Origin of the sequence: Micromonospora sp. URMC 105 (genome assembly GCF_051386295.1) — a bacterium.
Classification (GTDB): Bacteria; Actinomycetota; Actinomycetes; order Mycobacteriales; family Micromonosporaceae; genus Micromonospora.
Genome location: NZ_JBPQTL010000080.1, coordinates 1 through 25,867 on the forward strand (window position 1 = coordinate 1; position 25,867 = coordinate 25,867).

A 25,867-nucleotide genomic window follows, 5' to 3' on the forward strand; every position below is an offset into this window, starting at 1 on the left:
CCGCCGCGCCGAACGTGGTGCTGGCGAGGCTGGTGGCCCCGCCGGTGCCGTCGGGGAACGGGAAGAGGGCGGCGAGCAGGGCGGCGCGGCGGGCCAGCTCGCGCAGGCCCCGCTCCTCCCAGTCCGCGCCGTACGCGGCGGCGGCGGTGCGTTCCAGCTCGGCGAGGAAGACCTCTGCGGGCTGCGGCCGGTCGGCGGGCTGCTTGGCCATCCCGTGGCGCAGCAGCTCGTGCACCGGTGGCGGCGCCGCCTCGGTGGGGATCGGCGCCTGCGCGTGCTGGTTCCGCAGCGTGATCAGGTCCCGCCCGTCGTACGGGGGGCGGCCGGTGAGGCACTCGAAGAAGGTGGCGGTGGCGGCGTAGATGTCGCATGCCGGGCCGGCCGGCGCGCCGGTCCACTGTTCCGGGGCCATGTAGCGGGGCGTGCCGCTGACCGAGCCGCCGCCGTCGCGGCCCACCGGTACGGCGATGCCGAAGTCCGCGAGCTTGCTCTGCCCGTCGAGGCCGACCAGCACGTTCTCGGGCTTGTAGTCGCGGTGCACGACGCCCCGGGCGTGCGCGGCGGCCAGCCCGGCGAGGGAGCCCTTGAGCACGCAGAGGGCCGCCTCGGGCTCGGTGGGGCCGTGCGCGCGCAACATCTGCCGCAGGGACACCCCGTTGACCAGCTCCATCACGATGGCGGCGCCCTGCGGCGACTCGACGTACTCGTAGAGCCGGGAGATGTGCGGGTCGTCGACCTCAACGAGCAGTTGCGCCTCGTCCCGGAAGGCGGTGCGGAACGACGGATCGTCGCCGAGGGCCGCGGTCAGGTACTTGATGGCGACGGGGGCGCCGGTGGCGTCGTGGGTGGCCAGCAGGACGCGGCCGGACGCGCCGGCGCCGAGCTGCCGGACCGGCGTGTAGCCGGACAGCTGCCAGTCGGCGCTCACGCGGCGGCCTTCCCGGGCAGCGGGGAACGGTCACGGGTCAGGGCCACACTGATCATTCTCGTCACCGGCGGCGTCCGGAACATCGGCGCAACGGTTGCTCCGCCGCGTCCGGACGTCCGTGATGATGGATGGATTCCGGTCAGAGGGCTTGACGCCGGCCGGTCAGCGGCCCTCCCGGCGGTGGCCGTCGCCGGGCACGCTCGGCACCGCCTGCGTCGCGCCGGCCTGCTCGTGGGGGTGCCCGGCCATGACCTCGAAGAACCGGAGCAGCTCCACCGGGAACGGCATGACCAGGGTGCTGTTCTTCTCCGCTGCCACGTCCACCACCGTCTGCAACAGCCGCAGCTGGTAGGCGCCCGGCGTGTCGGCCATCGCCCGGGAGGCGTCGGCGAGCCGCCGAGACGCCTGGAACTCGCCGTCGGCGGCGATCACCCGGGCCCGGCGTTCCCGCTCCGCCTCGGCCTGCCGCGACATGGACCGCTTCATCCCCTCGGGCAGCGAGACGTCCTTGACCTCGACCCGTTCGATGAGCAGCCCCCAGGGCTTCTCGGTCGGCGCGTCGATCACCGACTTCAGTTCCGCGTTGATCCGGTCCCGGTCGCCGAGCAGCGTGTCGAGGTCGGCCTTGCCGATCACCGAGCGGAGCGCGGTCTGCGCGACCTGGAGCACCGCCGACGGGTAGTCGCGCACGTTGACCAGGGCCTTGACCGGGTCCACCACCCGGTAGTAGACGACCGCGTCGACGGTCAGCGTGACGTTGTCGCGGGTGATCGCGCCCTGCGCGGGTACCCCTATCACGGTGGTCTGCATGCTGACCCGGACCATCCGGTCGGCGATCGGCACGATCAGGTGCAGGCCGGGCTCGCGAATGCGCTCCAGCACCCGCCCGAAGCGGAAGACGATCCCGCGCTGGTACTGCTGCACCATGCGGACGCTCAGGGTGAGCAGCAGCGCGGCGAGCGCGGCGACGATGACCAGAGCGACGAACCCGGCGGCGGCCATGACCCCCTCGTTCCCGGAGGCACCCGCCTCCCGGCGCCGCGCATACCCGCTCGGGCGCCCGGCAGTCCTGGTCTGCGCCCCGCCGGTCGGCAGGTCGGTGCGCCGGCTCGGCTAGCCGAGCCGGCCGTCGTCACCGGACCGGTCTCGCGCCGCCGGAAGGCCGGGCGCGACGTCGGCGATGCGCTGCCGCATCGACCTGCGGCCCAGGGCGGCGAGCGCCTCGTCGACCAGCCGGCTCAGCGGGTACGGCAGCTCGGCCTCGAACCGGCGGGCGGCGGCGGTGGTGGCGGCCCATTCGGCGTCCAGGACCGGTAGCAGCGCCTCGGCCTTCGGGGTGAGGTGCACGATGCGCTGCCGGGCGTCGGCCCCGGGGGTGAGCGTGACCAGGTCCTCCTTCGCCAGCTGCGCCACGGTCTGGCTGGCGGCGGAGTGGGTCACCCCGGTCGCCCGGGCCAGCGCGCGGATGGACGCGGGCCCGTCCGAGGCCAGGGCGCGCACGATCGGGGTGAAGCGCGGCCGGAACCCAGGCAGCCCGAGGTCGGCGTAGACGGCGGCGACGTCGCCGTCGAGCAGGTCGAGCAGGTGGCGCAGCCGGGTGCCGAGGAGTTCGGGGCCGGGCGGGCGGTCGGGCATGTGGGCTAATGTAACAGCGCTGTTGCATCTGGTGCCGGGAGGACCCACCCATGGACGAGCGCTATCCGCCGATCGAGCCGTACGCGCACGGCATGCTCGACGTCGGCGACGGCAACGCCGTGTACTGGGAGGTCTGCGGTAACCCCGACGGCAAGCCGGCGCTGGTGGTGCACGGCGGGCCGGGTTCGGGGTGCGGCACCGGGGTCCGCCGGTTCTTCGACCCGGAGCGGTACCGGATCGTGCTGTTCGACCAGCGCGGCTGCGGGCGGAGCACCCCGCACGCCAGCGACCCGGCCACCGACCTGCGGCACAACACCACGCAGCACCTGATCGCCGACATGGAACGCCTGCGCGAGCACCTGGGCGTGCGGCGCTGGCTGCTGCACGGCGGATCGTGGGGCTCCACACTGATCCTCGCGTACGCGCAGCGGCACCCCGAGCGGGTGACGCAGATCGTCATCAACGCGGTCACCAGCACCCGCCGCTCCGAGATCGACTGGCTCTACCGGGGCGTCGGCCGGTTCTTCCCCGAGCAGTGGGACCGCTTCCTGGCCGGCGCCCCCGGCACGCCACGCGACGGCGACGTCGTCGGCGCGTACGCCCGGCTGACGGCCGATCCCGACCCGGCGGTACGCGAGCGGGCCACGGTGGACTGGTGCGCCTGGGAGGACGCGGTCGTCTCCGGCGAGGCGGTGAGCAACCCGTACAGCGACCGCCCCTCGGCGGCCCGGACGGCGATGGTGCGGATCTGCGCGCACTACTTCGCCCATGGGGCGTGGCTGGAGGAGGGCGTGCTGCTGCGCGACGCGCACCGGCTCGCCGGCATCCCCGGGGTGCTCGTCCACGGCCGGCTCGACCTGAGCAGCCCGCTGGACACCGCCTGGCAACTGCACCGGGCCTGGCCGGGCTCCGAGCTGATCGTCGTCGAGCAGGCCGGGCACTTCGGCACCGACGAGACCCGCCGCCACGTGGTGCGCGCCCTCGACCGGTTCGCCGCGACCGGCTGACACCGCCCCGCGCCGCGGTGCCGCTCCCCGACGGCCTTCTGGCAGCACCAACCCGGGTCCGTCGCGCGCCGGGCCGCCCACTACAACGCCAGGTCCGATCACCGCCAGCGATCGGCGCCGCCCGCGCGCAGAGTCGAGGGCGGCCGGGCGGACCGCGCGGCTGTCGGCGTCCGCGAAGGGCAGGACCATGCACGTCGTTCCCGATCTGAAGGTGCTCTACTTCGGTACCCCGGTGGTGCTGATCAGCTCCCGCAACCCGGACGGCAGCGCGAACCTCGCGCCGATGTCGTCGGCGTGGTGGCTGGGCCGCTCGGCCATGCTCGGCCTGGGCGACAGCGGTCAGACCACCGCCAACCTGCGGCGCGAGGGCGAGTGCGTGCTGAACCTGCCGTCCTCGGCGCTGGTCGGCGCGGTGGACCGGATCGCGCTGACCACCGGCCGGCCGAGCGTGCCGGAGCAGAAGGCCGCCCAGGGCTACCGGTACGAGCCGGACAAGTTCGCCCTCGCCGGGCTGACCCGCCAGCCGTCGGAGCTGGTCGCCCCGCCCCGGGTGGCGCAGTGCCCGATCCAGCTGGAGTGCCGGGTGGTCGCCTCGTACCCGTTCGGCCGGCCGCCGTCGCACGCCACCGCCTTCCAGGTGGAGGTGCTGCGCGCGCACGTCGAGGAGGAGCTCGTCATCCCGGGCACGTCGTACGTGGACCCGCTGGGCTGGGATCCACTGATCATGAAGTTCTGCGAGTTCTTCGGTGGTGGGCGCAACGTGCATCCGTCCCGGTTGGCCGAAGGCTGGCGGATGCCGCATCGGGGCCGGACCGCGACGCCGGCGTCCTGACGCCACCCTGGACGGTGACGGGCCGTATCCGGTGGTCACCGGCCGCGGTCTACTCTGCCGCGGCGGTCGGGCGTCCCGCCGGATCGGATCGACGCGCCTCTAGCGCCCGGGCCGCAAATGGCAATATCCTCCACCTCACGCGCGCAACGTGGAGTTCCTTTTCATTGCTGCCTGGGCCACCGCCGGCCCGCCGAGGAGATGCCATGCACTTCGACCACCCTGAACTCGACCGCCGTACCCTGCTGCGGGCCGGTCTGGGCGCGGCGGCCGTCGCGGTCGTCGGGTCCGAACTGGCCTTTCCGGCCGCCGCGCAGGCCGACCCGGGCGCGGACCTGGACTGGATCTACAGCTGCGAGGAGTGGGGCGCCCGCCCGCCCGCCGACCCGCTGGTGATCAGCGCCATCCCCACCAACAAGATCATCGTGCACCACATGGCGTTCCCCAACGTCACCGACTACTCCGAGGCGCAGGCGATCAAGCTGGCCCGGGACTGCCAGAACCTGCACATGGACGGCAACGGCTGGTCCGACACCGGCCAGCACTTCACCATCAGCCGGGGCGGCTACGTGATGGAGGGGCGGCACGGCAGCCTGGAGCGGCTCCAGGCCGGCGACCGGCAGATGGTCTCGGCCCACTGCCCGGGCGAGAACGGCCGGTCGATCGGCATCGAGAACGAGGGCACCTACGTCACCGACACCCCGCCGGACGAGCTGCTCGACTCGCTGGTGCGGCTCTGCACCACCATCTGCCGGCAGTACGGGCTGCACGCACACGACATCTTCGGCCACTGGGACTTCCGCACCACCCTCTGCCCGGGCGCGACGTTCTACCGGCTCTTCCCCGACGTACGCCGCCGGGTGTTCAAGGCGCTCGGCACCGACCTCGCGGACGTGCCGGCCCGCCGCTGGCCGGACCTGTGGCGCTTCGTCAGCTCCCCCGCCGTCCGGGTCGCGCAGTACCTGCTGGCCCACCGCGGCTACGCCGTCACGCCGAACAGCGCCTTCGACGCCGCCACGGTGGCGGCCGTGCAGGACTGGCAGGCCCGCAACGGCATCCCGGTCGACATCGACGCCACCATCACCGCCCCCACCTGGGAGACCCTGGCGCCCGAGCTGGACAAGGACGCGACCGGCCTGCCGGTCGAGGCGGTGCAGTTCATCCTCAACTGGAAGGGCTACGCCGAGGTCGCCGTCACCGGCGAGTACGACCACGCCACCAAGCAGGCGGTGAAGGACATCCAGCGGCTGCACGGCCTGCCGCGCACCGGCAAGGTCAGCACCAGCACCTGGTGTGCACTGGTCGGCGGCATCGTCCGCCAGTCGTTCCGCCGGCGCTGAGCCCGCGGCGGCGACGCCCACGTCCGGCGCCCTGGTCCTCCCCGGAGGATCAGGGCGCCACCGTCACGCCCCGACGGGGACGGCGGTGGCCAGCAGGGTGTTGAACGCCTCCGTGGAGCTGGGATGGCTGTAGATGCCGTCGCGCAGATCGGTGGCGGTAATGCCGTGCCGGATGGCGAGCGCGACCGTGTTGATGAGCTCCTGGGCGTCGATGCACAGCAGGGCGGCGCCGAGGATCTGGTCGCTCTCGGCGTCGATCACGAACTTCATGAATCCGCGGGTCTCCTCGACGGCACGGGTACGCGGCATCCTGCTGATCTCGGCGACCGGCCTGCTGGCGACCTTCACGCGGTGGCCGGCGGCGCGGGCGTCGGTCTCGCTGAGCCCCACGGTCGCCAGCGGCGGGGTCATGAACACGGTGTGCGGCACCGCGACCCGGTCCGGGACAGCACGTCTTCCCTCGCCGACGAGGTGGTCGAGGACGATCTGGCTGTCGTCGTAGGCGATGTAGGTGAACTGCGGCCCACCGTTGACGTCACCGAGGGCGTAGATGTGCGGCTGGCTCGTGCGCAGCTGCTCGTCGACCTCGGCCGCCCCGCGTGCGGCGCTCCGCACGCCGGCGGCGTCCAGCCCGAGGCCGCGGGTGGCCGGCGCGCGACCGAGGGCGGCGAGGATGGTGTCGACCTCGATGGTGTGCTGCCGGCCGTCCCGCCGGTAGGTGACGGTGGCGCCGGTGTCGGTGTCGCGGACCTCGGTGACCTGCGCGCCGGTGACGATCTCGATGCCCTCGCCGGTGAGGATGGCCACGGCCGCGGCGGCGACGTCGTCGTCCTCGCGCGGCAGGAGTCCCGGGGCCGAGTCGAGGACCGTCACCTCGGAGCCGAACTGGCGGTAGATGGAGGCGAACTCGATGCCGAGGTACCCGCCGCCGATGATCGCCAGCCGGCCGGGCAGGGTCGGATTCTCCATCAGGCCGGCGCTGTCCGTGGTGTGCGCGCTCGCCCGCAGCCCGGGGATGTCAGGGATGATCGGCTCGGAGCCGGTGTTGATCACGATGGTGTCGGCGCTGATGGAGAGCCGGTCGCCGTCCACGTCCACGCTGACCGTGTGCGGATCGACGAAGGTGGCGGGGCCGGTGATGACGGAGATGTTGTCGGCGCCGTTCAACGCCTCGAAACTTCCGCTGCGCATCGTCTCCCGGACGGCCTGGACCTTCCGCACGGACCGCTCGTACCACTCCTGCGCAGCGTCAGTCGGCCGGCGCTGACGGGAGTGGTGGACGAGCCCCTTGCTGGGGATGCAGCCGACGTTGGGGCAGGTGCCGCCGTACATCCGGTCCGACCGCTCGACGATCACCACCCGCTTGCCGCGCCGGGCCATGGCCGCGGCCACGGCCTTGCCGCCCGCCCCGAAGCCGATGACGAGGATGTCGGCCCGCATGCTGCCGGTCGCGGTCTGGGTGTCCACAAGGGCTCTCCGTCGTCAGGTCTGGGCCGGCACCGATCGTGGCCGGCGCGCCGGCAGCACCCGGACAGCAGCGTTCGGTGGCACTCCCCCACGGGGGTCGAGGATGACAGACCGGCCGGCCATTCGCCCCAACCGGCTGCACCCCGTCGGCGAGGACGATTCTGGCACGGTCGCCGGGTCCGCCGTCGCAGGTTGGCGAGATGCTCCAGGCCCGGGGAACGCGACGGCTGACGGACCCGGTCCCGGCCGAGGAGGGCGGCGAGCGGGGCCGCTCCGCCCGGTCGTCGTCCCGCCCGCCGCAGTGCCCGCCGAGCCCGTCGCGCAGGTACCGCGCCTGCGCGTTCACCTGCCGATTCGGCGTGTACGCCCCGGCGGCGGCGGGCGCGGTGCGACGATGCGCTGGTCACCAACTCAGGGAGGGCGCCGTGGCGACCCAGCTCAACCCGTACCTCAACTTCGCCGGCAACGCGCGCGAGGCGATGGAGTTCTACCACCAGCTGTTCGGTGGGGAGCTGTCGTTGACCACCTTCCGCGAGTTCGGCACCGAGGACCCGGCGATCGCCGACCAGATCATGCACGGTCTGCTCCGCACGGCCGCCGGCCACGTGCTGATGGCCTCGGACATGCCGCCCGGCATGGAGATCCGGCGCGGCAACGCCAACACCGTCAGCCTCAGCGGCGACGACGCCGACGAGCTGCGCCGCTGGTGGGAGCAGCTCTCCTCCGGCGGCGTGGTCAGCGTGCCGCTGGAGAAGCAGATGTGGGGCGACGAGTTCGGTCAGTGCGAGGACCGGTTCGGCACCCCGTGGATGGTCAACATCACCCAGGCGCAGGGCTGAGGAGGGTCCCGGCCCGCCGGCTCGGCGTCGGCGCGCTGTTTGGGCGGCGGCGGGACCGGGGAGTGTGGCGGGCATGAAGTGGGCCAGTCGAGCCGTACCCGTCGTCGCCGCCGCTCTCGCGGGCCTCGCCGCCCGCGACGTCCTCCAGCGCGACCACGCGCTGCTGCGCAACTTCCCGGTCCTCGGCCGGGCGCGCTACCTGCTGGAAGCGATCGGGCCGGAGCTGCGGCAGTACATCGTCGCCGGCAACAACGAGGAGCGGCCGTTCACCCGCGACCAGCGACGCTGGATCTACGCCTCGGCCAAGCAGGAGAACAACTACTTCGGCTTCGGCACGGACAACGACATCGAGTACACCCCCGGGTATCCGATCATCAAGCACCGCACCTTCGGCCGGGCCGTGCCGCCGTCGTCGCCGACGGCCGGGCACGACGTACGGCTGCCGGCGGCGAAGGTGCTCGGCGGTGCGCGGGGGCGGGCGCGGGCGTTCCGCCCCGAGTCGGTGGTCAACATCTCCGGGATGAGCTTCGGCTCCCTGTCCGGCAACGCGATCACCGCGCTGAACAAGGGCGCGGCGCTGGCCGGCTGCCTGCAGAACACCGGCGAGGGTGGGCTGTCGCCGTACCACCGCAACGGCGGTGACCTGGTGTTCCAGATCGGCACGGCGTACTTCGGCTGCCGCGACGAGCACGGCCGGTTCAGCCTCGGCCGACTCAAGGAGCTGGTGGCCGGCGCTCCCGTCCGCGCGTTGGAGATCAAGCTCAGCCAGGGCGCGAAGCCCAGCCTGGGCGGGCTGCTGCCCGGGGCGAAGGTCTCCGCCGAGATCGCCGAGACCCGCGGCATTCCGCAGGGGCGCGACTGTGTGAGCCCGTCCCGGCACGCCGAGTTCTCCGACTGCGACAGCCTGCTCGACTGGGTGGAGCTGCTCGCCGCCGAGACCGGCCTGCCGGTGGGCATCAAGTCCGCCGTCGGCGACCTGGGCTTCTGGGAGGAGCTGACCACGCTGATGCGCGACACCGGCCGCGGCGTGGACTTCGTGACCGTGGACGGCGGCGAGGGCGGCACCGGCGCCGCGCCGCTAATCTTCACCGACTCGGTGTCGCTGCCGTTCCAGCAGGGCTTCGCCCGCGTCTACCGGACCTTCGCCGAGAAGGACCTGCACGAGCAGACCGTCTTCGTCGGGGCCGGCAAGCTGGGCCTGCCCGACAACGCCGTCGTCGCGTTCGCGCTCGGCTGCGACATGGTCAACGTCGGCCGGGAGGCGATGCTGGCGATCGGCTGCATCCAGGCGCAGAAGTGCCACACCGACACCTGCCCGACCGGCGTCGCCACCCAGAACCCGTGGCTGGCCCGGGGCCTGGACCCCGCCTCGAAGTCGGTACGCGCCGCCAACTACCTGCGTACGCTGCGGCGCGACCTGGTGAAGGTGGCCGAGGCGTGCGGCGTCGAGCATCCCGGGCTGATCGACGCCGACTCGGTGGAGATCCTGGACGGCCGGACCTCCTCCACCCCGCTGCGCGAGGTGTACGGCTACCGGCCCGGGTGGGGGCTGCCGTCGGCGGCCGACCGAAAGGCGATCGCGGCGCTGATGACCGGGGAGGCGCCGCAGGGCGGCAGCGCCCCGCCGTCGGCGACCGCGGTCGGCTGACCGCTCACTCCTCGATCGCCCCGCCCACCGCACGCAGGTGCTCCCGGAAGGTCAGCGACGGATTCGCCGCCCGCCCGGCCAGGTACGCGTCGAAGGCCACCTGCTCGCGCAGTGCCACGCCGGCGCGGATCCGGTCGGCCTGCCGCCGCTCGGTGTCCCGGATCGCCCCGGCCAGGTCGCACAGCTCGTCGGCCCGGTCGGCCGGCACGAAGAGCACCCCGTCGTCGTCGCCGAGGACGACGTCGCCGGCGTCGACCGTCCACTGCCCCACCTCGGCCGACGTCAGCGCCCCCGGCGGCCGGGCGTCGAGGCGCTGCGGGCCGGTGGGGAGCGCGCCGAGGCTGAACACCGGCAGCCCGACCGCCCGGATGTCGGCGGTGTCCCGGTGCAGGCCCCAGACGACCACGCCGGCCAGGCCGGCGGCCTGCGCCTCCAGCACCACCAGATCGCCGACGCAGCTCTCGTCGGTGCGCCCGGCGTTGTCGACGACGAGCACGTCCCCCGGGGCGGCCCGGTCGATCGCCTCCAGGAAGACGTCGACACTGCCGGCGTGCCGGGCGGGCGTCACCCGGCCGGCGAGCCGCTCGCCGGGCAGGACGGGCCGCACCGCGGCCGGCGCGCACCGTACCGGCACCCCGGCGCGCAGGCAGGCGTCCGCGACGTGGGCGGTGGTCAGCGCCGCGAACCGCCGGCGCAGGTCGGGGGCATCCACGGTCATGCCCCGACCGTAGTGCGCCTCGCCCGACCCGGTGGCCGGCCACTTCCGGACTCGTGGACTGCTCCGGGTGCGCCGGCAGGGGCCGGGACCGCGAAAACGGGTGGCCGGCCGGCGCGAACCCAGGGCAGGATCCCGGACCGATGCTGATCAGACGTGAGACCCCCGCCGACATCGCCGCCGTCCGCGCGGTGCACACCGCCGCGTTCGCCTCGGCGGACGCCCCGGACGCCGTACCCGTCGAGGCCCCGCTGGTCGACGCGCTGCGCGTCGACGACGGCTGGCTGCCCGCCCTCTCCCTGGTCGCCACCGACGCCGACGGGCAGGTCGTCGGGCACGTGGTCGCCACCCGGGGCACGGTGGCCGGCGCGCCGGTGGCGCTCGGCCTCGGCCCGCTCGGGGTGCTGCCCGCCTGGCAGCGCCGGGGCGTCGGGTCGGCGCTGATGCACGCCGTGCTCGGCGCGGCCGACGCCCTGGACGAGGCGCTGGTGGTGCTGCTCGGGCACCCGGAGTACTACCCCCGGTTCGGGTTCCGGCCGGCGGTGGACCTGGGCGTCACCCCACCTGGCCCGTGGGAGCCGCGGTACTTCATGGCCCGGCCGTTGAGCGCGTGGCGGCCCGACATCCGGGGTGCCTTCGCGTACGCGAAGCCCTTCGCCGACCTGTAGCGGACTTTCCGCGCGGCCGCCGCTCGGGCATCCTGGGGTGATGGGAGAGGTGCTACCGATGCCCGGCTTCGGTGACCTGTTCACCGACCTGCGGGGTGACGAGCGGACGATGCGGGTCAGCTACCACCCGGAGCGCGGCGCGGTGGTGCTGTCCCTGTGGAGCGGGGCTGTCTGCCGGGGTTCCTTCCGGCTGGCCACCGACGAGGTGAGCCGGCTCCGGGCCCTGCTCGCCGCGATCGACGCGGACCCGGCACCCCCGGCCAGCGGGTCGGGCGGCGCGACGGCCGCCGTCGGGGGCGAGGCCGCGGCGGAGGCCACCGAGGTCATCCAGACCGGCGACATCTCGGGTACGGCCTCGCGCGCGGCACTGCCGGTCGTGCCCGCGCCGAGGGTCGCCTAGCGGGCGCGTCCTGCCACGGCTGTCGTACGCGATCCGCCGGCGACTCGACCGGCCAGGGGGGAAGTGACCGTGAGTCGGGCGTTGCTGCACATTCGCCAGTTCCGCTGGCGCGACTACGACGACGTGGCCGCACTGTGGGCCGCGGCGGGGCGCGACGTGCTGCCGCGTGCGGAACTGACGGCCAAGCTCACCCGCGACCCGCAGCTGTTCCTGGTCGCCGAGACGGACCAGGCGGTGGCGGGCGTGGTGCTGGGCACCTACGACGGGCGCCGTGGGTGGATCCTGCGCCTGGCCGTGGACCCGGCCCACCGCCGACGGGGCATCGCCACCCGGTTGGTCGCCGAGCTCGAGCAGCGGTTCGCCGCGCTGGGGTGCCCCCGGGTGAACCTCCTGGTCCTGCCGGAGGACATGGCCGCGCTCAGGTTCTGGCAGGCACTGGGCTATCTACCCCAGCCCGACGTGCTGTGCACCAAGCCGATGGCCGGCACCGCGGATTCGTAGCCCGCTCGGTGCGTGTCGTCCCCGCCGGATCCCTCCACCTTGATCACCTCGGCGCCGAGATCGGCCAGGAGCATGGTCGCGTACGGCCCGGCGAGGATGCGCGAGAAGTCCGCGACCAGGATGCCGTCGAGCGGTCCGGTCCGCTGCTCCCCCATCGCCACCACTCGCCTTCCCGCCGTCGATGCCGTCCCCACGGCCTCGGTGCGCGGCGGTACCGCCCGTGCACCGGAGGCGAGGACACGATGGCACACCGAGGGTCCGGGACGGCAGCGGAGCAGGGCGAAGCCGGCCCGTCCACACCGGATCTGCTGCGGTGGCGCACGCCGATCCGCCCGGTGCTGATCATCGTGTCGGCCGGGCCTGTTACGGTCGCGCCGCCGTTGCCGCAGTCGTACCGGAGGTTGGTGTGATCCACTCCCACGCGTCGTCGTTCGCCGGGTTGCCGGTGGTGCCGTTCACACCGGGGATGACCCTGCCGGAGGATCCGTCGGCGGTGGCGTGGCGGCTGGAGGTCGAGGACTTCGACGCGGAGCCCGAGGAGTTCGCCGACCTGGTCCGGGCGCTGCACGACGAGGTGCCGGCCGAGGCGGTCCGGGCCCTGGTGGTCGGTGAGTGGGGTGAGGCGTACGAGCGGGCGCTCCCGGTCGACCTGTTGGTGGAGGCGGCCGCGCAGTGGACCGGGCTGCGGGCGGTCTTCCTCGCCGACCTGGTCAGTGAGCAGTGTGAGATCTCCTGGCTGAACCACGGCGACATCACCCCGCTGCTGGCGGCGTACCCGTCGCTGGAGGTGCTGCGGGTGCGCGGCGCGCAGGGGCTGCGCCTGGATCCGGTCCGGCACACCGGGCTACGGGAGCTGGTCGTCGAGTCCGGCGGGCTGCCCGGGGCGGTGTCCCGGGCGGTCGGCGAGTGCGAGCTGCCGGCGCTGGCCCGGCTGGACCTGTGGCTCGGCCGCGCGGAGTACGGCGGCGACTCGACCGTCGCGGACCTGGCGCCGGTGCTCGCCGGCGACAACCTGCCAGCGCTGCGGCACCTGGCGCTCTGCAACGCCGAGATCGCCGATGCGGTGGCCGTGGCGGTCGCCACCGCGCCGGTCGTGCCGCGGCTGGAGGTGCTCGACCTGTCGATGGGGGTGCTCACCGACGAGGGCGCCGAGGCGTTGCTGGCCGGCCGGCCCCTGACCCACCTGCGCCGCCTGGACCTGCACCACCACTACCTGTCGGAGCAGTGCCGGGAGCGGGTCGTCGCGGCCCTGCCCGGCGTCCGGGTCGACGTCTCCGACCCGCAGACCGCCGAGGAGTACCGCGGCCGGCACTACCGGTACACCGCGGTCGGAGAGTGAACGAGCATGACCTTCAGTTCCCACGCGCGTACGTTCGCCGGCCGTCCGGTGGTCGACGTCCCCGCCGACGGCCCGCTGCCCGACGTGCCGGGTCCGGTGTCGTGGCGCTTCTCCTACCGGCACTTCGACGACACGGCGGAGTACAAGCTCTCCGAGGAGTTCCGGGCGGCCTTCGACCGGTTCGTCGCCCAGGCCGGGCCCTCCGTCGAGTCCCTGGTCATCGGCGCGTGGGGCTACGCGGCGTTCAACCACGCGCCCGTCGCGCAGCTCTGCGAGCTGGCGTCGCGCCTGCCCGCGCTGCGGGCCCTGTTCCTCGGCGACATGACCACTGAGGAGTGCGAGGTCTCCTGGATGAAGGTGGGTGACGTCAGCGCCCTGCTGGCGGCCTATCCGGCGCTGGAGGTGCTGCGGGTGCGCGGCGGCGACGACATCGGCTTCTCCCCCGTGACCCACGGGCGGCTGCGAGAGCTGGCGGTGGAGAGCGGCGGCCTGCCCCGGCAGTTCGTCGCCGCGGTGCTCGACTCCGACCTGCCCGCCCTCACCGACCTGGAACTGTGGCTCGGCACCCCGGACTACGGCGGCGACACGAGCGTGGCGGACCTGGAGCCGCTGCTGACCGGCGAGCGGTTCCCGCGGCTGCGCCGGCTGGGGCTGCGCAACGCGGAGATCGCCGACGAGCTGGCGGCGGCGCTGGCGACGGCGCCGGTGGTGGCGCGGCTGGAACGCCTGGACCTCTCCCTGGGCACGCTCGGCGACGCCGGGGCCGCGGCACTGCTCGCCGGCGGTTCGCTGGCCCACCTGACGGAACTGGACCTGCACCACCACTTCCTGTCCGCCGAGACGGCCGCGTCGGTGGCCGCCGCGCTGCCGGGCGTCCGGGTGGACACCTCCGAGGCCCAGGAACCCGACGAGTACGACGGCGAGAGCTACCGGTACACGGCGGTGTCGGAGTGACATGCGACTGACCGTGGTCGGCAACCCCGACAACCGGCGGGTCGCCCTGTTCACCGGGGCGATGCTCGCCGCCGGCCTGCCCCGGCCCACCGTGCTGCCCTGGGCCGACGTGCTGACCGGGGCGGCGCCCCCGCCGGCGGGGACCCTGGTGCGGGTGGACTCGCCCGGTGAGGACCCGGAGGTGGACCGGCTGCTGCGCCGTGCCGCCGCCCCGGCCCGGCACGGCGAGCTGATCGGCCTCGCCGGCACGTACGCCGGGCTGGTGGACGCCCTGGGCCGGGTGGCGGCGGGCGGCGCGACCCTGCTCAACCCGCCGCAGGACGTCGCGGTGCTCTGCGACAAGCGGCGCTGCCACGCGCTGCTATCGGCCGCCGGCGTGCCGGTGCCGGCCGCGCTGCCGCCGGTGCGCGGATACGCGGGGCTGCGGGCGGCGATGACGGCCGCCGGGTGGAGCCGGGTGTTCGTCAAGCCCGCGCACGGCTCGTCCGCCGCCGGGGTGATCGCCCTCGCCGTCGGCCCCCGGGGCGTGCAGGCGGTCACCACCGTCGAAGCGACACCCGACGGGCTGTTCAACTCGCTGCGCCTGCGCCACTACCGCGACGAGGCGGAGATCGCCGGGATCGTCGACCGGCTCGCCCCGGACGGGCTGCACGTGGAGCGGTGGCTGCCCAAGGCCGGGCTGCGCGAGCGGGTGGTCGACCTGCGGGTGGTGGTGATCGCCGGGCGGCCCACCCACGCCGTGGTCCGCGCCGCCCGGGGGCCGCTGACCAACCTGCATCTGGGCAACGCGCGCGGTGACCTCGGCGAGCTGCGGGCGGCGGCCGGGGCGGCGGCGTGGTCGGCGGCGATGGAGACCTGCGAGCGGGTCGCCGCCTGCTTCCCCGCCTCGCTGCACGTCGGCGTGGACCTGATGTTCCTGGTCGGCTGGCGCCGGCACGCCGTCGCCGAGGTCAACGCGTTCGGTGACCTGCTGCCGGGGATGCTGGCCGGCGGCCGGGACACCTACGCCGAGCAGGTGCACGCGCTGACCGGCGGCCGGTGGGACCGGTGGCGGGCCGCGACCGGCCCGGCGGCGCGGGAGGTGGCCCCGTGCGGAGCCTGATCGGCAGCCACGACCTGCTCCTGGTCACCCTCGACACGCTGCGCCACGACGTGGCCGCCGAGCTGGCGGCGACGGGGCGCACCCCGACGCTCGCCCGGGTGCTGCCGCAGGGCCGGTGGGAACGGCGGCACTCCCCCGCCAGCTTCACCTACGCCGCGCACCATGCCTTCTTCGCCGGGTTCCTGCCCACGCCGACCGGTCCCGGCCGGCACGAGCGGCTGTACGCGGCGGCGTTCCCCGGCAGCGAGACCGCCGGCGCCGACACCTGGGTGTTCGACGCTCCCGACCTGCCGACCGCCCTCGCCGGCGTCGGCTACCACACGCTCTGCCTCGGCGGAGTGGGGTTCTTCAACCGGCGCAGCCCGCTCGGCGCGGTGCTGCCCGGCCTGTTCGCCGAGGCGCACTGGGAGCCGGAGTTCGGGGTCACCTCTCCGACCTGCCTGGACGCCCAGCTCGACCGGCTGGCCGAGGTGCTGCCCGGCGTGCCGGCGAGGCAGCCGTTGTTCACCTTCCTCAACGTCGCCGCGCTGCACCAGCCCAACCGCCACCACCTGCCCGGCGCCGAGGCCGACGACCTGGCCAGCCACGCCGCCGCCCTGGAGTACGTCGACGGCCGGATCGGGCGGCTGTTCGACCTGCTCACCGGGCGGGGCCGGCCGTTGTTCACGATCATCTGCTCCGATCACGGCACCGCCTACGGGGAGGACGGCCACACCGGCCACCGGATCGGCCACGACGTGGTGTGGACCGTCCCGTACGCCCACTTCACCCTGCACCCGGGAGAATGGTGACCAGCACCGAATTGAGCCTCGACGGCTCGCCGTACCAGCAGTACCTGTACGCGTATCCGCACAAGACCTCCTACCGGGCGCTGCGGCCCCGGCCGTTGCTGGCCGACGTGTGGCGGGCCGAGCCGCGCGACGCGCTCTTCCTCTACCTGCACGTGCCGTTCTGCGAGATGCGCTGCGGGTTCTGCAACCTGTTCACCCGCGCCAACGCGCCGGAGGAACAGGTCACCGCCTACCTGCGGCAGCTGCGCCGGCAGGCCGAGCAGGTCGCCGACGCGCTCGGCGGCGACGCCGGGTACGCCCGGGCGGCGTTCGGCGGTGGCACCCCCACGTACCTCACCGCCGACGAGCTGACCGAGCTGTTCGACATCGCCACCGGCACGGTGGGCGCCCGGTTGCCCGGCGTACCCCTGTCGGTGGAGACCTCGCCGGCCACCGCGACCCCGGACCGGCTCGCGGTGCTGGCCGCGTACGGCACCACCCGGGTGAGCATCGGGGTGCAGAGCTTCCTCGACGCGGAGGCCCGCGCCGCCGGCCGCCCGCAGCGCCGCACCGAGGTGGAGGCCGCGCTCGCCGCGATCCGCGACGCCCGGATCCCGGTGCTCAACATCGACCTGATCTACGGCATCGACGGGCAGACCGCCGACACCTGGCGGACCAGTCTCGACGCGGCGCTGGCCTGGCGGCCCGAGGAGCTCTACCTCTACCCGCTGTACGTCCGGCCGCTCACCGGCCTGGGCCGCCGGGCGCACGGGCGCGCCGACTGGGACGCCCAGCGGCTCGCCCTGTACGAGCAGGCGGTGCAGACGCTCGGCGCGGCCGGGTACCGGCAGGAGTCCATGCGGCAGTTCCGCCGCGCCGACGCGCCGGTGCCCGACGGCCCGGACTACTGCTGCCAGGACGACGGCATGGTCGGCCTGGGCTGCGGTGCCCGCTCCTACACCACCTCGCTGCACTACTCCTTCGACTACGCGGTCAGCGTGTCGCAGGTGCGCGCGGTGCTCGACGACTACCTGGCCCGGCCGGCCGAGGACTTCCGGCACGCGGAGTTCGGCTACCGCCTCGACGACACCGAGCAGCGCCGGCGGTGGCTGCTCAAGTCGCTGCTGCGCGCCGACGGCGTCGACCCGGTCGCCTACCGGGCGCGCTTCGGCCGCCCACCGATCGACGACTTCCCTCAGCTCGGGATGCTCATCGAGCGCGGCTGGGCCGACGGCGGCGGGACACGGCTCACCCCGGCCGGCCTGGCCCGCTCCGACGCCGTCGGTCCGTGGCTGAGCTCCGCCGAGGTGCGCGCGGCGATGACCGGGTACGTGCCCCGGTGAACCTGGCCGTCCTCTACCGCGGGCCCCTGGCCAGTTGCAACTACGACTGCCCGTACTGCCCGTTCGCCAAGCGGCACGACCCGCCGGAGCTGCTCCGGGAGGACCGGGCGGCGCTGGCGCGGTTCACCGGCTGGGTGGCGGACATCCGCGACCTGCGGCTGTCGGTGCTGTTCACGCCGTGGGGCGAGGGGCTGACCCGCCGCTGGTACCGGGAGGCGATGGTGTCGCTGTCCCGGCTGCCGCACGTGGACCGGGTGGTCATCCAGACCAACCTCGCCGGCCGCGTCGACTGGTTGGCCGACGCCGACGCCCGCCGCGCCGCCCTCTGGACGACGTACCACCCGGGCCAGGTGAGCCGGGAGCGCTTCCTGGCCCGCTGCGCCCGCCTGTCGGAGCTGGGCATCCGGTACTCGGTCGGGGTGGTCGGCCTGCCGGAACATCTCGACGAGGCGCGGGCGCTGCGCGCCGCCCTCCCCGCCGAGGTCTACCTGTGGGTGAACGCCGCCGAGGGACGGCGATACCCCGCCGCCGAGGAGGCGACCTGGACGGAGCTGGACCCGCACTTCGGGTACAGCGTCCGGCCGCACCTGTCGCTGGGCCGGCCCTGCCACGCCGGCGAGACGGCCATCTCCGTGCTGGGCGACGGCACGGTGCGCCGCTGCCACTTCGTCCCCGCCCCGATCGGCAACCTGTACGACGGCTCGTGGCGGGCCGCGCTGCGGCCCCGGTCGTGCGTGAACGCGATCTGCGACTGCCACATCGGCTACGTCCACCTGAAGCCGCTCGGGCTGCGCGACGTCTTCGCCGGCGGGCTGCTGGAACGCATCCCGGCCGCCTGGCCGCCGGTGGGTCCGGCCGGCGGCGAACGGGTACGCGATCAGCAGTCCTCGGCGTAGTGCGAGTGGACCGCCGGCTGCCCGGTGTAGTTGGGACCCGCGCGGTCGTCGGCGCCGAGAAAGCGGTACGGGAGGTGGACCTCGCGGCGGCCGGTGCGGCTGATCCGGCGGCGGCGGGGATCGTAGCTGAAGCCGGCGGCGCGCAGCAGCGCGGTGAGGCGTCGCCCGGCGGGGCGCCCGTCGGCGAGCCGGATGCTGGACAGGTCCAGGTCGGCCACGAACCGGCCCTCGGGCGTCAGCCAGTCGGCGGCGCGGGCCAGGACGGCGAGCTTGTCCCCGACGTAGTGCAGTCCGTGCAGGCAGGTGATCAGGTCGAACGGTCGGGCCGGCGCCCAGGTGGCGACGGAGGCGCAGACCAGCCGCAGGTTCGCCGGCCGGGTCGGCGCCGGGTCGAACGCGTCCACCAGGTCGACCCCGACGAGGGCGGTACGCTCGGCCAACCCCATCCGGCGCAGTTGCCCGGCCGCCTGGATCAGGGCTCGGCCCGTGCCGCAGCAGAGGTCCAGCCAGCCGGCAGTGGCGGCGGCGCCGGCGAGCCGGTCGGTGAGCACGTCGACCGGGTTGAAGCCCAGCTCGCGGGCGTAGCTGTTGACCCCGGCGAGCTGGCGTTCGCGGTTCATGGCGTTGTTGGCCACCACCGCCGAGCGTTCCAGCGCCGCGGTGCTCAGCAGTGCGCCCGGCCGGCGACCGCCCGTCATCCGGTCGTCCCCGGCTGGTCGGGCGCCACCGGCCGGTCGGACCGCACGGGTGAGAGCCGGGGATCGGCGGGCGGCGGGAGCTGGCGGTCGTGCAGGCGGCTCAGCAGGGCCAGGGCGGTGACCGCGCCGAGCAGCGCCAGGAACATGTCCCACTGGGTGTCCCAGACGTCGCCCTGGGTGGCGAGGAAGTCGTCGGCGGCCGCGCCCGCGGCGAGCGCCGACCACCACTCGAACATCTCGAACAGGGCGCTGAAGGCCAGGCAGGCGCAGACCACGAGCGGTGCCAGCCACCGGCTGCCGCGCAGCGGCGAGCGGCGGACCAGGACCTCCCGGACCAGGATGGCCGGTACGAAGCCCTGCGCGAAGTGGCCGAGGCGGTCGTACGGGTTGCGGGACAGGTCGAACACCTCCCGCGCCCAGTTCCCCACCGGGGTACGCGCGTAGGTGTGGTGGCCGCCGACGATGAGGATCAGCGCGTGCACCGCGAGCAGGCAGCAGAGCAGGGTGGTGAGCGGGAAGCGCCGCCAGGTGAGCAGCAGCACCGGGATCGCGACGATCACCCACACCGTCTCCAGCAGCCAGGTCAGCCGGTCGTACGGCCGGATGCCGGAGAGGACCAGCGCGACGAGGACGAGACCCAGCAGTGCCGGTGGGAGGAGGGCACGGGCTCGGGTCACCGGCGTCCGCCTGTTCGTGAGAGGGCGGCCGGTCGCCGTCCGGGACGCCGACGATAGCAGCGCCCTCGTCGACACCGGGTCACGCTGACCGGTACGTCGGCCCGCCGGTGCTCTCCCGCACCTCGAGCCGGAACGGCAGGTGCAGGTCCGCCGGGGGTGCCAGCGGCGCGCCCTCGATCAGCGCGACCAGCCGCTGCACGGCGAACCGTCCGATGTGCTCCTTGTCCGGGGCGATGGTGGTCAGGGTGGGCGTGCTGAAACGGCCCTCCTCGATGTCGTCGATGCCCGCCACCGCGATGTCCACCGGCACCCGGCGGCCGGCCTCGCCGATGGCCCGGATGGCGCCGATCGCGATGAGGTCGTTGTAGCCGAAGACGGCGTCCGGGGGCGGGTCGAGGGCGAGCAGGTGGCGCATGGCCAGCAGTCCGTCCCGGCGGCCGAACTGCTCGGTGGCGACCACCAGCCGCGCGTCGACCGGCAGTCCGGCCGCCGTCAGTGCCTCCTGATAGCCGCGCAGCCGCAGGTGCGCCGACTGCCGGTCCTGCCCGTCCCCGGCGCCGATGAAGGCGATCCGGCGCCGGCCGAGGGCGAGCAGGTGCTCGACCACGGCGCGGCTGGCGGCGACGTTGTCGATCGCGAGGTGGTCGTGGGGCACGTCGTAGACGCCCTCGCCGATCAGCACGAGCGGGACGGTGCCGGTGCGGGCGAGCACGTCGGCGCGGGTGATGCGGACCGGGCTGAAGATCAGGCCGTCGATGATGTGGCGGCGTGAGCCGTCCAGCAGCATCAGCTCCAGGTCGCGGTCCGCGCCGCTGCTCTCCATCACCAGCGTGTAGCCGAGGCCGGCCGCCTCCCGGATGGCCGCGTCGGCCAGCTCGGCGAAGTACGGGTTGTTCAGCTCGGGGATGGCCAGGGCGATGATGCCGGTACGCCCGCGGCGCAGGTGGCGGGCGCTGAGGTTGGGGGTGTAGCCCAGCTCGTCGATCGCCTGCTGCACCCGTCGCCGGGTCTGTTCGCCGACCGGCCGGTACCCGTTGACCACGTTGGAGACGGTGGCCAGGGACACCCCGGCGCGCTGGGCGATGTCTTTCAGGCTGACGCCCACGTACCACCTGCCTCGGCCGGAGAGGTCACGGCCGTCACCGTAGCCGTCGCACCTTGCTGAGGTACGTCTGGGTGACCACCACGACCAGCAGGAAGACGCCGCTCACCACGGACTGGATCGACGAGGTGAGGTTGCCGATCTGGTTGATCACGTTCTGGATCACGCCGAGCAGCAGCACCCCGCACAGCGTCCCGCTGACGCTGCCGGCGCCCCCGATGAGCAGCGTGCCCCCGATGACGACGGCGGCGATCGCGTCCAGTTCCATGCCGACGCCGAGGATGGTGACCCCGGACCCGAGCCGGGCGGCGTTGAGGATCCCGGCGAATCCGGCCAGGAGCGCGCTGAGGACGTAGGTCAGCGTCTTGACCCGGGCGACCGGCAGCCCCATCAGCGCGGCGGCCTCCTCGTTGCCGCCGAGGGCGAAGACGGCCTGGCCGTACCGGCTGCGTTGCAGCAGCACGGCCCCGGCGACGCAGAGCAGCACGGCCAGGTACACCGGCCAGCCGATGCCGAACAGGGTGCCCCGGCCGACGTCGAGCAGCACGGAGTCGCGGGGCACCAGGTACGTCCGGGCGCCCTCGTCGGTCACGGCGAGGAGCAGGCCACGGGCGCCCAGCAGGCTGGCCAGCGTGACGATGAAGGGGGCGAGCCCGGCCCGGGCGATGACCAGCCCGTTGAGCAGGCCGATGGCGCCGCAGACGGCGAGCGGCAGCAGGACCGCCGGCAGCGCGCCCCACTGGCTGGCCCAGGCGGCGAGCACCCCGCCGAGAGCGAAGACCGATCCCACGGAGAGGTCGATCCCGCCTCCGATGATCACGAAGGTCATGCCGAGCGCCACGATGGCCAGCGTCGACGACTGGATGGCGATGCCGGCGAGGTTGCCGGCGGTGGCGAACGACTCGAAGAGCAGTGCCGCGACGGCGGTGGCGAGCAGCAGCACGGCCAGGGCGCCGTGCTGCTGCGCCAGCGCGGCGATCCGCTCGGTCCCGGCGACCCGGGAGGTGGGCAGCTGCGCCGTGTCGCCGGTCGCGACGTGGGCCGTGGTGCCGGTGGTCATCGCGTCCTCCGTTGCTGAGCGACGTAGACGGCGACCAGGATGATGACGGCCTGCACCATCTGCGCCGTGGAGTCGGGCAGGTCGTGCTTGATCAGGGTGGCCCGGAGCAGCTGCATGAGCAGCGCCCCGGCGACCGTGCCGAGCACCCGGACCCGGCCGCCGGAGAGCGGCGTACCGCCGACGACGACGGCGGTGATCGCGGAGAGCTCGATCAGGTTGCCGATGGCCGACGGGTCGCTGGCGGTGAGCCGGGCGGTGGCGAGGACCCCGGCCAGGGCGGCGAAGACCCCGCTGAGCACGTAGGTGACGACGAGGACCCGGCGGACCGGCAGCCCGGCCAGCTGAGCGGCGGCCCGGTTGCCGCCGATGGCGACGAGTTGCCGGCCGTACGTGGTGCGGTGCACGGTGAATCCGATTCCGACGGCCAGCACGACGGCGACCCAGGCGACCACCGGCAGTCCGAGGAGTTCGTCGGTGCCGAGGGCGAGCAGGTCCGGGTTGCGGATCTGCTTGAGCTGGCCGTCGGCGATGACCAGGGCCAGCCCCCGCCCGGCGACCAGCAGGGCGAGCGTGGCGACGATCGGTTGCAGGCCGACCACGGCGACGAGGGTGCCGTTGAGCACGCCGGCCGCCGCCCCGGCCAGCAGGGCCATGGCGACCGCGGGCCACAGCCCGAAGCCGAGGTACAGCGGCAGGACGGCGGCGGCCAGGGCCATCACCGACCCGACCGACAGGTCGATGCCCTCGCTGCCGATGACCAGGGCGATGCCGAGCGCCACGATCACCACCGGGGCCACCTGCACCAGTTGCGTGCGGAGGTTGGCCAGCTCCAGGAAGTTGTCGGTGAAGACGGCGTTGAACAGCAGCAGCGCGGCGACGGCGACGTACACCCCGACGTCGCGGACCCGGCGGGTGAGCGCGGCCCGGTCGGGCCCGGTACGCGCCGCGACGGCGGGTTCAGCGCTGCTCATCGGCGGCCTCCTCCGGCGCGGCCAGGGTGGCCAGGATGGCGGGTTCGGAGACCTCGTCACCGGCCAGCTCGCCGACCACGGCGCCGGCCCGCAGCACCACCACCCGGTCGGCGCCCTCGACGAGTTCCTCCAGGTCGGAGGAGATGAGGACGACGCCCAGGCCGTCGCGGGCCAGTTCGCCGACGAGCCGTTGCACCTCCGCCTTGGCGCCCACGTCGATGCCCCGGGTGGGTTCGTCGAGCAGCAGCAGGCGGGGGTTGAGGCACAGCCAGCGCGCCAGCAGCACCTTCTGCTGGTTGCCGCCGGAGAGGTCGCCGACCCGTTGCTCCGGGCCGGCCGCCCGGATGCGCAGCCGGGTCATGAACGTCTCGACGATCCGGTCCTGCCGGGCCCGGGAGACCACCCCGGCGCGGGCCAGCCGCGGCATGGCGGCCAGCACGATGTTCTCGCGTACCGACAGCTCGGGGATGATGCCCTCGGCCTTGCGGTCCTCGGGCAGCAGCGCCACCCCGGCGCGCAGGGCGCGCCGGGGGGTGGGCCGGCGCAGCCGCCGCCCGGCGACGGTCACCGTGCCCGCGTCCAGGGGCAGCGCCCCGACGATCGCCTTGGCGGTCTCGGAGCGGCCGGAGCCGAGCAGCCCACCGAGGCCGGTGACCTCGCCGGGCCGGACGGTGAAGGAGACGTCGTGCAGCAGGTGCCGCTTGCGCAGCCCGTCGACGCGCAGCACCGGTTCGCCGTCGCGGGCGGTGTGGTCGCCGGTGAAGCCGGTCACGCCGTCGCGGCGGACCTCGGCCAGGTCCCGGCCGAGCATGGCGGAGACGAGCCGGAGCCGGTCGAGGCCGGCCAGCGCCCCGGTGTGCACGACCCGGCCGTCGCGCAGCACGGTCACCCGGTCGCAGAGCTGGTAGAGCTCGTCGAGACGGTGGCTGACGTAGACCACCGCGATGCCCCGGGCGCTGAGCCGGCGGACCAGCCCGAACAGCGTCTGCACCTCGCGCGGCTCCAGCGAGGAGGTCGGCTCGTCCATGACCAGCACCTTCGCGTCGACGGCGACGGCGCGGGCCAGGGCGACCATCTGCTGCGCGCCCAGGCTCATCGAGCGCAGCGGACGGGTCACGTCGACGTCCACGCCGTACCGGGCGAGCACCTCGGTCGCCTCGCGGTTCATCCGGCCGACGTCGACGAGGCCGAACCGGCGGGGCTCCCGGCCGAGGAAGAGGTTGCGGGCGATGCTCAGCAGCGGGATGAGGTTGACCTCCTGGTAGATGGTCGAGATGCCGGCGCGTTGAGCGTCCAGCGGCCGGCCGAAGGCGACCGGCTCGCCCCGGTAGTGGATCTCGCCGGAGTCGGCCTGGTACACGCCGGTGATCACCTTGATCAGGGTGGACTTGCCTGCGCCGTTCTCGCCGACCAGGGCGTGCACCTCACCGGGCGCGACGCTCAGGCTCACGCCGTCCAGGGCGCGGACGCCGCGGAAGTGTTTGCAGACGTCGCGCACCTCGAGCACGGGTGCGGCGTCGGTCTCGGTCATGTCGGTGGCCCCTCTGCGACGGTGACGGAGCGGGTGCCGGCGCTCCGGCGGGCGGGCGTGCCGGAGCGCCGGCGGTGCCTCAGTACGCGCCGGCCAACGACTCCCTGGCGTTGGCGGAGTCGTACTCGCGGTCGGAGATGATGACGTTCTCGGGGATCGCGGTGCCGGCGTAGAAGTCCTGGGCGGTCTTGAAGGCCAGCGGGCCGAAGCGCGGGTTGGACTCGATGACGGCGTTGATCGTGCCGTCGACGATCGCCTGGACGGCGTTGCGGGTCCCGTCGATCGAGACGATCTTGACGTCCTTGCCGGGGTTCTTGCCGGCCGACCGCAGGGCGGTCACCGCGCCGAGCGCCATCTCGTCGTTCTCGGCGTAGACGGCGGTGATGTCGGGGTTGCTGGAGATGAGCTGCTCCATCACGGCCTGGCCCTTGTCGCGGGCGAACTCGCCGGTCTGCTGGGCGACGATCTGCAGCCCGGGCGCCTTCGCCTTGACCTGCTCGACGAAGCCGTTGGTCCGGTCGGTGGTGACGTTGTTGCCGGACGAGCCGAGCAGGATGGCCACCTTGCCGGTCCCGCCGGTCACCTTGATCATGGCGTCGGCCGCCCGTTTGCCCTGCTCGACGAAGTTGGAGCCGAGGAAGGCCAGGTAGTCCCTGCAGGGCGCGGCGTTGATCTTGCGGTCGATGGTGAGCACCGGGACCTTCTTCGCCGCGGCCGCCTGCAACGCGGGCTCCAGCCCGTCGGAGTTCAGCGGCGCGACGATGAGGAACTGCGCGCCCTGGGCCAGCATGTCCTGGATGTCGCTGATCTGCTTGGACAGTTGCGACTGGGCGTTGGTGACCAGCAGCTTCTTCACGCCGATCTTCGCGGCCTCGTCCTTGATGGACTGCGTCTCGGCGATCCGGAACGGGTTCGCCTCCTTCTCGGACTGGGAGAAACCGACGACAGCGTCGGCCAGGTCGAGCTTGCCGGCGCCGTACTGCTGCAGGGTGCAGCCGGCGCCACCCGGGGTGCTGCTGGCCACGACCTGCTGGCCCTCGCTGCCGGCCGGGGTCGGGGTGCCCTCGCTCTCGCTCTTCGTGCAGCCGGTGAGCACTGCGGCGCCGGCGATCAGGGCGACGGTCGCGTTCGCCAGAACGCGGATCCTGATGGTCATCCGTGGCTCCTCGTACGCGGTGGGGTGGGGGGTCGGACGGTGCCGACGGGCGTTTCCGTGCAGGCGGGTACGGCCCGTGGAGCGGCCCTGCCCGCGCTGGTGAGCGCGCCCGAGACATTGATGAACAGGCATTGACCGACCGTCCACGGGAGGCCTATAACGTTATACGTACGTTCACGGATGTCAATAAGATCCTCCGTCAGCGCCGTCGATGGGTCCCCACCGGCATCCGCCCTGCCCCCGGCACCCGTCCGCCGTCCCCCCACCGAAGACGGAGACGCCATGCGACAC

27 protein-coding genes are annotated in these 25,867 nt (G+C 73.8%); 14 read left to right on the plus strand and 13 right to left on the minus strand.

Going from position 1 to position 25,867, the window contains the following annotated elements; translation table 11 throughout:
* From ACSNN7_RS21935 to ACSNN7_RS21945, 3 genes are all read right to left on the minus strand, one after another.
* Positions 1–928, minus strand: a 928-nt coding sequence (locus tag ACSNN7_RS21935) for a serine/threonine-protein kinase (protein ID WP_436682828.1), incomplete at its 3' end; no start/stop codon positions are given.
* Between the two features lie 162 nt (positions 929–1,090).
* Complete coding sequence (locus ACSNN7_RS21940; protein WP_436682829.1) at positions 1,091–1,930, minus strand: SPFH domain-containing protein; 840 nt, start codon at positions 1,928–1,930, stop codon at positions 1,091–1,093.
* A 111-nt stretch (positions 1,931–2,041) separates the two neighbouring features.
* Positions 2,042–2,563, minus strand: a complete 522-nt coding sequence (locus tag ACSNN7_RS21945) for a MarR family winged helix-turn-helix transcriptional regulator (RefSeq protein ID WP_436682830.1) — start codon at positions 2,561–2,563, stop codon at positions 2,042–2,044.
* A gap of 50 nt (positions 2,564–2,613) precedes the next feature.
* Between ACSNN7_RS21945 and pip the strand changes: the two genes are divergently transcribed.
* The 3 genes from pip to ACSNN7_RS21960 all read left to right on the plus strand — a co-directional run bounded on the left by pip (position 2,614) and on the right by ACSNN7_RS21960 (position 5,739).
* Positions 2,614–3,570, plus strand: a complete 957-nt coding sequence (gene pip / locus ACSNN7_RS21950) for a prolyl aminopeptidase (RefSeq protein ID WP_436682831.1) — start codon at positions 2,614–2,616, stop codon at positions 3,568–3,570.
* 187 nt (positions 3,571–3,757) lie between these two features.
* Complete coding sequence (locus ACSNN7_RS21955) at positions 3,758–4,402, plus strand: flavin reductase family protein (RefSeq protein ID WP_436682832.1); 645 nt, start codon at positions 3,758–3,760, stop codon at positions 4,400–4,402.
* Between the two features lie 203 nt (positions 4,403–4,605).
* On the plus strand, positions 4,606–5,739 hold the full coding sequence (locus ACSNN7_RS21960; protein WP_436682833.1) for a peptidoglycan recognition protein family protein: 1,134 nt from the start codon (positions 4,606–4,608) through the stop codon (positions 5,737–5,739).
* A 63-nt stretch (positions 5,740–5,802) separates the two neighbouring features.
* Here ACSNN7_RS21960 and ACSNN7_RS21965 read toward each other — a convergent pair whose 3' ends face one another.
* Complete coding sequence (locus tag ACSNN7_RS21965; protein WP_436682834.1) at positions 5,803–7,206, minus strand: FAD-dependent oxidoreductase; 1,404 nt, start codon at positions 7,204–7,206, stop codon at positions 5,803–5,805.
* 425 nt (positions 7,207–7,631) lie between these two features.
* Here ACSNN7_RS21965 and ACSNN7_RS21970 point away from each other — a divergent pair, with 425 nt between their 5' ends.
* Both ACSNN7_RS21970 and ACSNN7_RS21975 read left to right on the plus strand, forming a co-directional pair.
* The gene (locus ACSNN7_RS21970; RefSeq protein WP_436682835.1) at positions 7,632–8,045 is read left to right on the plus strand and encodes a VOC family protein; all 414 of its coding nucleotides are present in this window, start codon (positions 7,632–7,634) and stop codon (positions 8,043–8,045) included.
* A 73-nt stretch (positions 8,046–8,118) separates the two neighbouring features.
* Positions 8,119–9,693, plus strand: coding sequence for an FMN-binding glutamate synthase family protein (locus ACSNN7_RS21975; RefSeq protein ID WP_436682836.1), 1,575 nt, complete (start codon positions 8,119–8,121; stop codon positions 9,691–9,693).
* Between the two features lie 4 nt (positions 9,694–9,697).
* Here the strand turns inward: ACSNN7_RS21975 and ACSNN7_RS21980 are convergent, their stop codons facing one another.
* The gene (locus tag ACSNN7_RS21980; RefSeq protein WP_436682837.1) at positions 9,698–10,411 is read right to left on the minus strand and encodes an RraA family protein; all 714 of its coding nucleotides are present in this window, start codon (positions 10,409–10,411) and stop codon (positions 9,698–9,700) included.
* A 140-nt stretch (positions 10,412–10,551) separates the two neighbouring features.
* Between ACSNN7_RS21980 and ACSNN7_RS21985 the strand changes: the two genes are divergently transcribed.
* The 3 genes from ACSNN7_RS21985 to ACSNN7_RS21995 all read left to right on the plus strand — a co-directional run bounded on the left by ACSNN7_RS21985 (position 10,552) and on the right by ACSNN7_RS21995 (position 11,977).
* Entirely contained in the window at positions 10,552–11,076 is a 525-nt protein-coding gene (locus ACSNN7_RS21985; RefSeq protein WP_436682838.1) for a GNAT family N-acetyltransferase, read from the plus strand.
* A 40-nt stretch (positions 11,077–11,116) separates the two neighbouring features.
* Positions 11,117–11,476 carry a hypothetical protein gene (locus ACSNN7_RS21990; RefSeq protein WP_436682839.1) on the plus strand — a complete coding sequence of 120 codons (360 nt, stop codon included), beginning with the start codon at positions 11,117–11,119 and terminating at the stop codon, positions 11,474–11,476.
* 69 nt (positions 11,477–11,545) lie between these two features.
* On the plus strand, positions 11,546–11,977 hold the full coding sequence (locus ACSNN7_RS21995) for a GNAT family acetyltransferase (protein ID WP_436682840.1): 432 nt from the start codon (positions 11,546–11,548) through the stop codon (positions 11,975–11,977).
* On the opposite strand, the gene ACSNN7_RS22000 is transcribed toward ACSNN7_RS21995, so the two are convergent.
* Positions 11,917–12,132 (minus strand): CoA transferase, encoded by a 216-nt coding sequence (locus ACSNN7_RS22000; RefSeq protein WP_436682854.1) that lies wholly within the window; start codon positions 12,130–12,132, stop codon positions 11,917–11,919. The two genes, ACSNN7_RS21995 and ACSNN7_RS22000, sit on opposite strands and share 61 nt — an antisense overlap.
* 251 nt (positions 12,133–12,383) lie before the next feature.
* On the opposite strand from ACSNN7_RS22000, the gene ACSNN7_RS22005 reads away from it, so the two are divergent.
* The 6 genes from ACSNN7_RS22005 to ACSNN7_RS22030 are packed head-to-tail and all read left to right on the plus strand — an operon-like array spanning position 12,384 to position 18,381.
* Entirely contained in the window at positions 12,384–13,316 is a 933-nt protein-coding gene (locus ACSNN7_RS22005) for an STM4015 family protein (RefSeq protein WP_436682841.1), read from the plus strand.
* Between the two features lie 6 nt (positions 13,317–13,322).
* The gene (locus ACSNN7_RS22010) at positions 13,323–14,270 is read left to right on the plus strand and encodes an STM4015 family protein (RefSeq protein ID WP_436682842.1); all 948 of its coding nucleotides are present in this window, start codon (positions 13,323–13,325) and stop codon (positions 14,268–14,270) included.
* 1 nt (position 14,271) lies between these two features.
* Positions 14,272–15,372 carry an STM4014 family protein gene (locus ACSNN7_RS22015; protein WP_436682843.1) on the plus strand — a complete coding sequence of 367 codons (1,101 nt, stop codon included), beginning with the start codon at positions 14,272–14,274 and terminating at the stop codon, positions 15,370–15,372.
* Positions 15,360–16,163 (plus strand): STM4013/SEN3800 family hydrolase, encoded by an 804-nt coding sequence (locus ACSNN7_RS22020; RefSeq protein WP_436682844.1) that lies wholly within the window; start codon positions 15,360–15,362, stop codon positions 16,161–16,163. The genes ACSNN7_RS22015 and ACSNN7_RS22020 overlap by 13 nt, the downstream gene beginning before the upstream one ends.
* Positions 16,160–17,485 carry an STM4012 family radical SAM protein gene (locus tag ACSNN7_RS22025; protein WP_436682845.1) on the plus strand — a complete coding sequence of 442 codons (1,326 nt, stop codon included), beginning with the start codon at positions 16,160–16,162 and terminating at the stop codon, positions 17,483–17,485. Before ACSNN7_RS22020 ends, ACSNN7_RS22025 begins: the two co-directional genes overlap by 4 nt.
* Positions 17,482–18,381, plus strand: coding sequence for an STM4011 family radical SAM protein (locus ACSNN7_RS22030; RefSeq protein ID WP_436682846.1), 900 nt, complete (start codon positions 17,482–17,484; stop codon positions 18,379–18,381). The genes ACSNN7_RS22025 and ACSNN7_RS22030 overlap by 4 nt, the downstream gene beginning before the upstream one ends.
* On the opposite strand, the gene ACSNN7_RS22035 is transcribed toward ACSNN7_RS22030, so the two are convergent.
* The 7 genes from ACSNN7_RS22035 to ACSNN7_RS22065 all read right to left on the minus strand — a co-directional run bounded on the left by ACSNN7_RS22035 (position 18,363) and on the right by ACSNN7_RS22065 (position 25,576).
* Positions 18,363–19,079, minus strand: a complete 717-nt coding sequence (locus tag ACSNN7_RS22035) for a class I SAM-dependent methyltransferase (RefSeq protein ID WP_436682847.1) — start codon at positions 19,077–19,079, stop codon at positions 18,363–18,365. The two genes, ACSNN7_RS22030 and ACSNN7_RS22035, sit on opposite strands and share 19 nt — an antisense overlap.
* Complete coding sequence (locus ACSNN7_RS22040; protein WP_436682848.1) at positions 19,076–19,756, minus strand: DUF2238 domain-containing protein; 681 nt, start codon at positions 19,754–19,756, stop codon at positions 19,076–19,078. Before ACSNN7_RS22040 ends, ACSNN7_RS22035 begins: the two co-directional genes overlap by 4 nt.
* A 79-nt stretch (positions 19,757–19,835) precedes the next feature.
* Positions 19,836–20,861 (minus strand): LacI family DNA-binding transcriptional regulator, encoded by a 1,026-nt coding sequence (locus ACSNN7_RS22045; protein ID WP_436682849.1) that lies wholly within the window; start codon positions 20,859–20,861, stop codon positions 19,836–19,838.
* A 34-nt stretch (positions 20,862–20,895) separates the two neighbouring features.
* The gene (locus ACSNN7_RS22050) at positions 20,896–21,918 is read right to left on the minus strand and encodes an ABC transporter permease (protein ID WP_436682850.1); all 1,023 of its coding nucleotides are present in this window, start codon (positions 21,916–21,918) and stop codon (positions 20,896–20,898) included.
* Positions 21,915–22,889, minus strand: coding sequence for an ABC transporter permease (locus ACSNN7_RS22055; RefSeq protein ID WP_436682851.1), 975 nt, complete (start codon positions 22,887–22,889; stop codon positions 21,915–21,917). The genes ACSNN7_RS22050 and ACSNN7_RS22055 overlap by 4 nt, the downstream gene beginning before the upstream one ends.
* Entirely contained in the window at positions 22,876–24,420 is a 1,545-nt protein-coding gene (locus ACSNN7_RS22060; protein ID WP_436682852.1) for a sugar ABC transporter ATP-binding protein, read from the minus strand. Before ACSNN7_RS22060 ends, ACSNN7_RS22055 begins: the two co-directional genes overlap by 14 nt.
* 79 nt (positions 24,421–24,499) lie before the next feature.
* Entirely contained in the window at positions 24,500–25,576 is a 1,077-nt protein-coding gene (locus ACSNN7_RS22065; RefSeq protein ID WP_436682853.1) for an ABC transporter substrate-binding protein, read from the minus strand.
* Positions 25,577–25,867 lie beyond the last annotated feature (291 nt).

Excerpts from the sequence above, each read along its gene's own strand:
- ACSNN7_RS21955 (WP_436682832.1), top strand. The coding sequence starts at position 3,758 with ATGCACGTCGTTCCCGATCTGAAGGTGCTCTACTTCGGTACCCCGGTG.
- ACSNN7_RS22010 (WP_436682842.1), top strand. The coding sequence starts at position 13,323 with ATGACCTTCAGTTCCCACGCGCGTACGTTCGCCGGCCGTCCGGTGGTC.
- ACSNN7_RS22055 (WP_436682851.1), bottom strand. The coding sequence starts at position 22,889 with ATGAGCAGCGCTGAACCCGCCGTCGCGGCGCGTACCGGGCCCGACCGG.
- ACSNN7_RS21945 (WP_436682830.1), bottom strand. The coding sequence starts at position 2,563 with ATGCCCGACCGCCCGCCCGGCCCCGAACTCCTCGGCACCCGGCTGCGC.
- ACSNN7_RS22060 (WP_436682852.1), bottom strand. The coding sequence starts at position 24,420 with ATGACCGAGACCGACGCCGCACCCGTGCTCGAGGTGCGCGACGTCTGC.
- ACSNN7_RS22015 (WP_436682843.1), top strand. The coding sequence starts at position 14,272 with ATGCGACTGACCGTGGTCGGCAACCCCGACAACCGGCGGGTCGCCCTG.
- ACSNN7_RS22050 (WP_436682850.1), bottom strand. The coding sequence starts at position 21,918 with ATGACCACCGGCACCACGGCCCACGTCGCGACCGGCGACACGGCGCAG.
- ACSNN7_RS21940 (WP_436682829.1), bottom strand. The coding sequence starts at position 1,930 with ATGGCCGCCGCCGGGTTCGTCGCTCTGGTCATCGTCGCCGCGCTCGCC.
- ACSNN7_RS22000 (WP_436682854.1), bottom strand. The coding sequence starts at position 12,132 with ATGGGGGAGCAGCGGACCGGACCGCTCGACGGCATCCTGGTCGCGGAC.
- ACSNN7_RS21975 (WP_436682836.1), top strand. The coding sequence starts at position 8,119 with ATGAAGTGGGCCAGTCGAGCCGTACCCGTCGTCGCCGCCGCTCTCGCG.
- ACSNN7_RS22035 (WP_436682847.1), bottom strand. The coding sequence starts at position 19,079 with ATGACGGGCGGTCGCCGGCCGGGCGCACTGCTGAGCACCGCGGCGCTG.
- pip (WP_436682831.1), top strand. The coding sequence starts at position 2,614 with ATGGACGAGCGCTATCCGCCGATCGAGCCGTACGCGCACGGCATGCTC.
- ACSNN7_RS21960 (WP_436682833.1), top strand. The coding sequence starts at position 4,606 with ATGCACTTCGACCACCCTGAACTCGACCGCCGTACCCTGCTGCGGGCC.
- ACSNN7_RS22065 (WP_436682853.1), bottom strand. The coding sequence starts at position 25,576 with ATGACCATCAGGATCCGCGTTCTGGCGAACGCGACCGTCGCCCTGATC.
- ACSNN7_RS21980 (WP_436682837.1), bottom strand. The coding sequence starts at position 10,411 with ATGACCGTGGATGCCCCCGACCTGCGCCGGCGGTTCGCGGCGCTGACC.
- ACSNN7_RS21990 (WP_436682839.1), top strand. The coding sequence starts at position 11,117 with ATGGGAGAGGTGCTACCGATGCCCGGCTTCGGTGACCTGTTCACCGAC.
- ACSNN7_RS21985 (WP_436682838.1), top strand. The coding sequence starts at position 10,552 with ATGCTGATCAGACGTGAGACCCCCGCCGACATCGCCGCCGTCCGCGCG.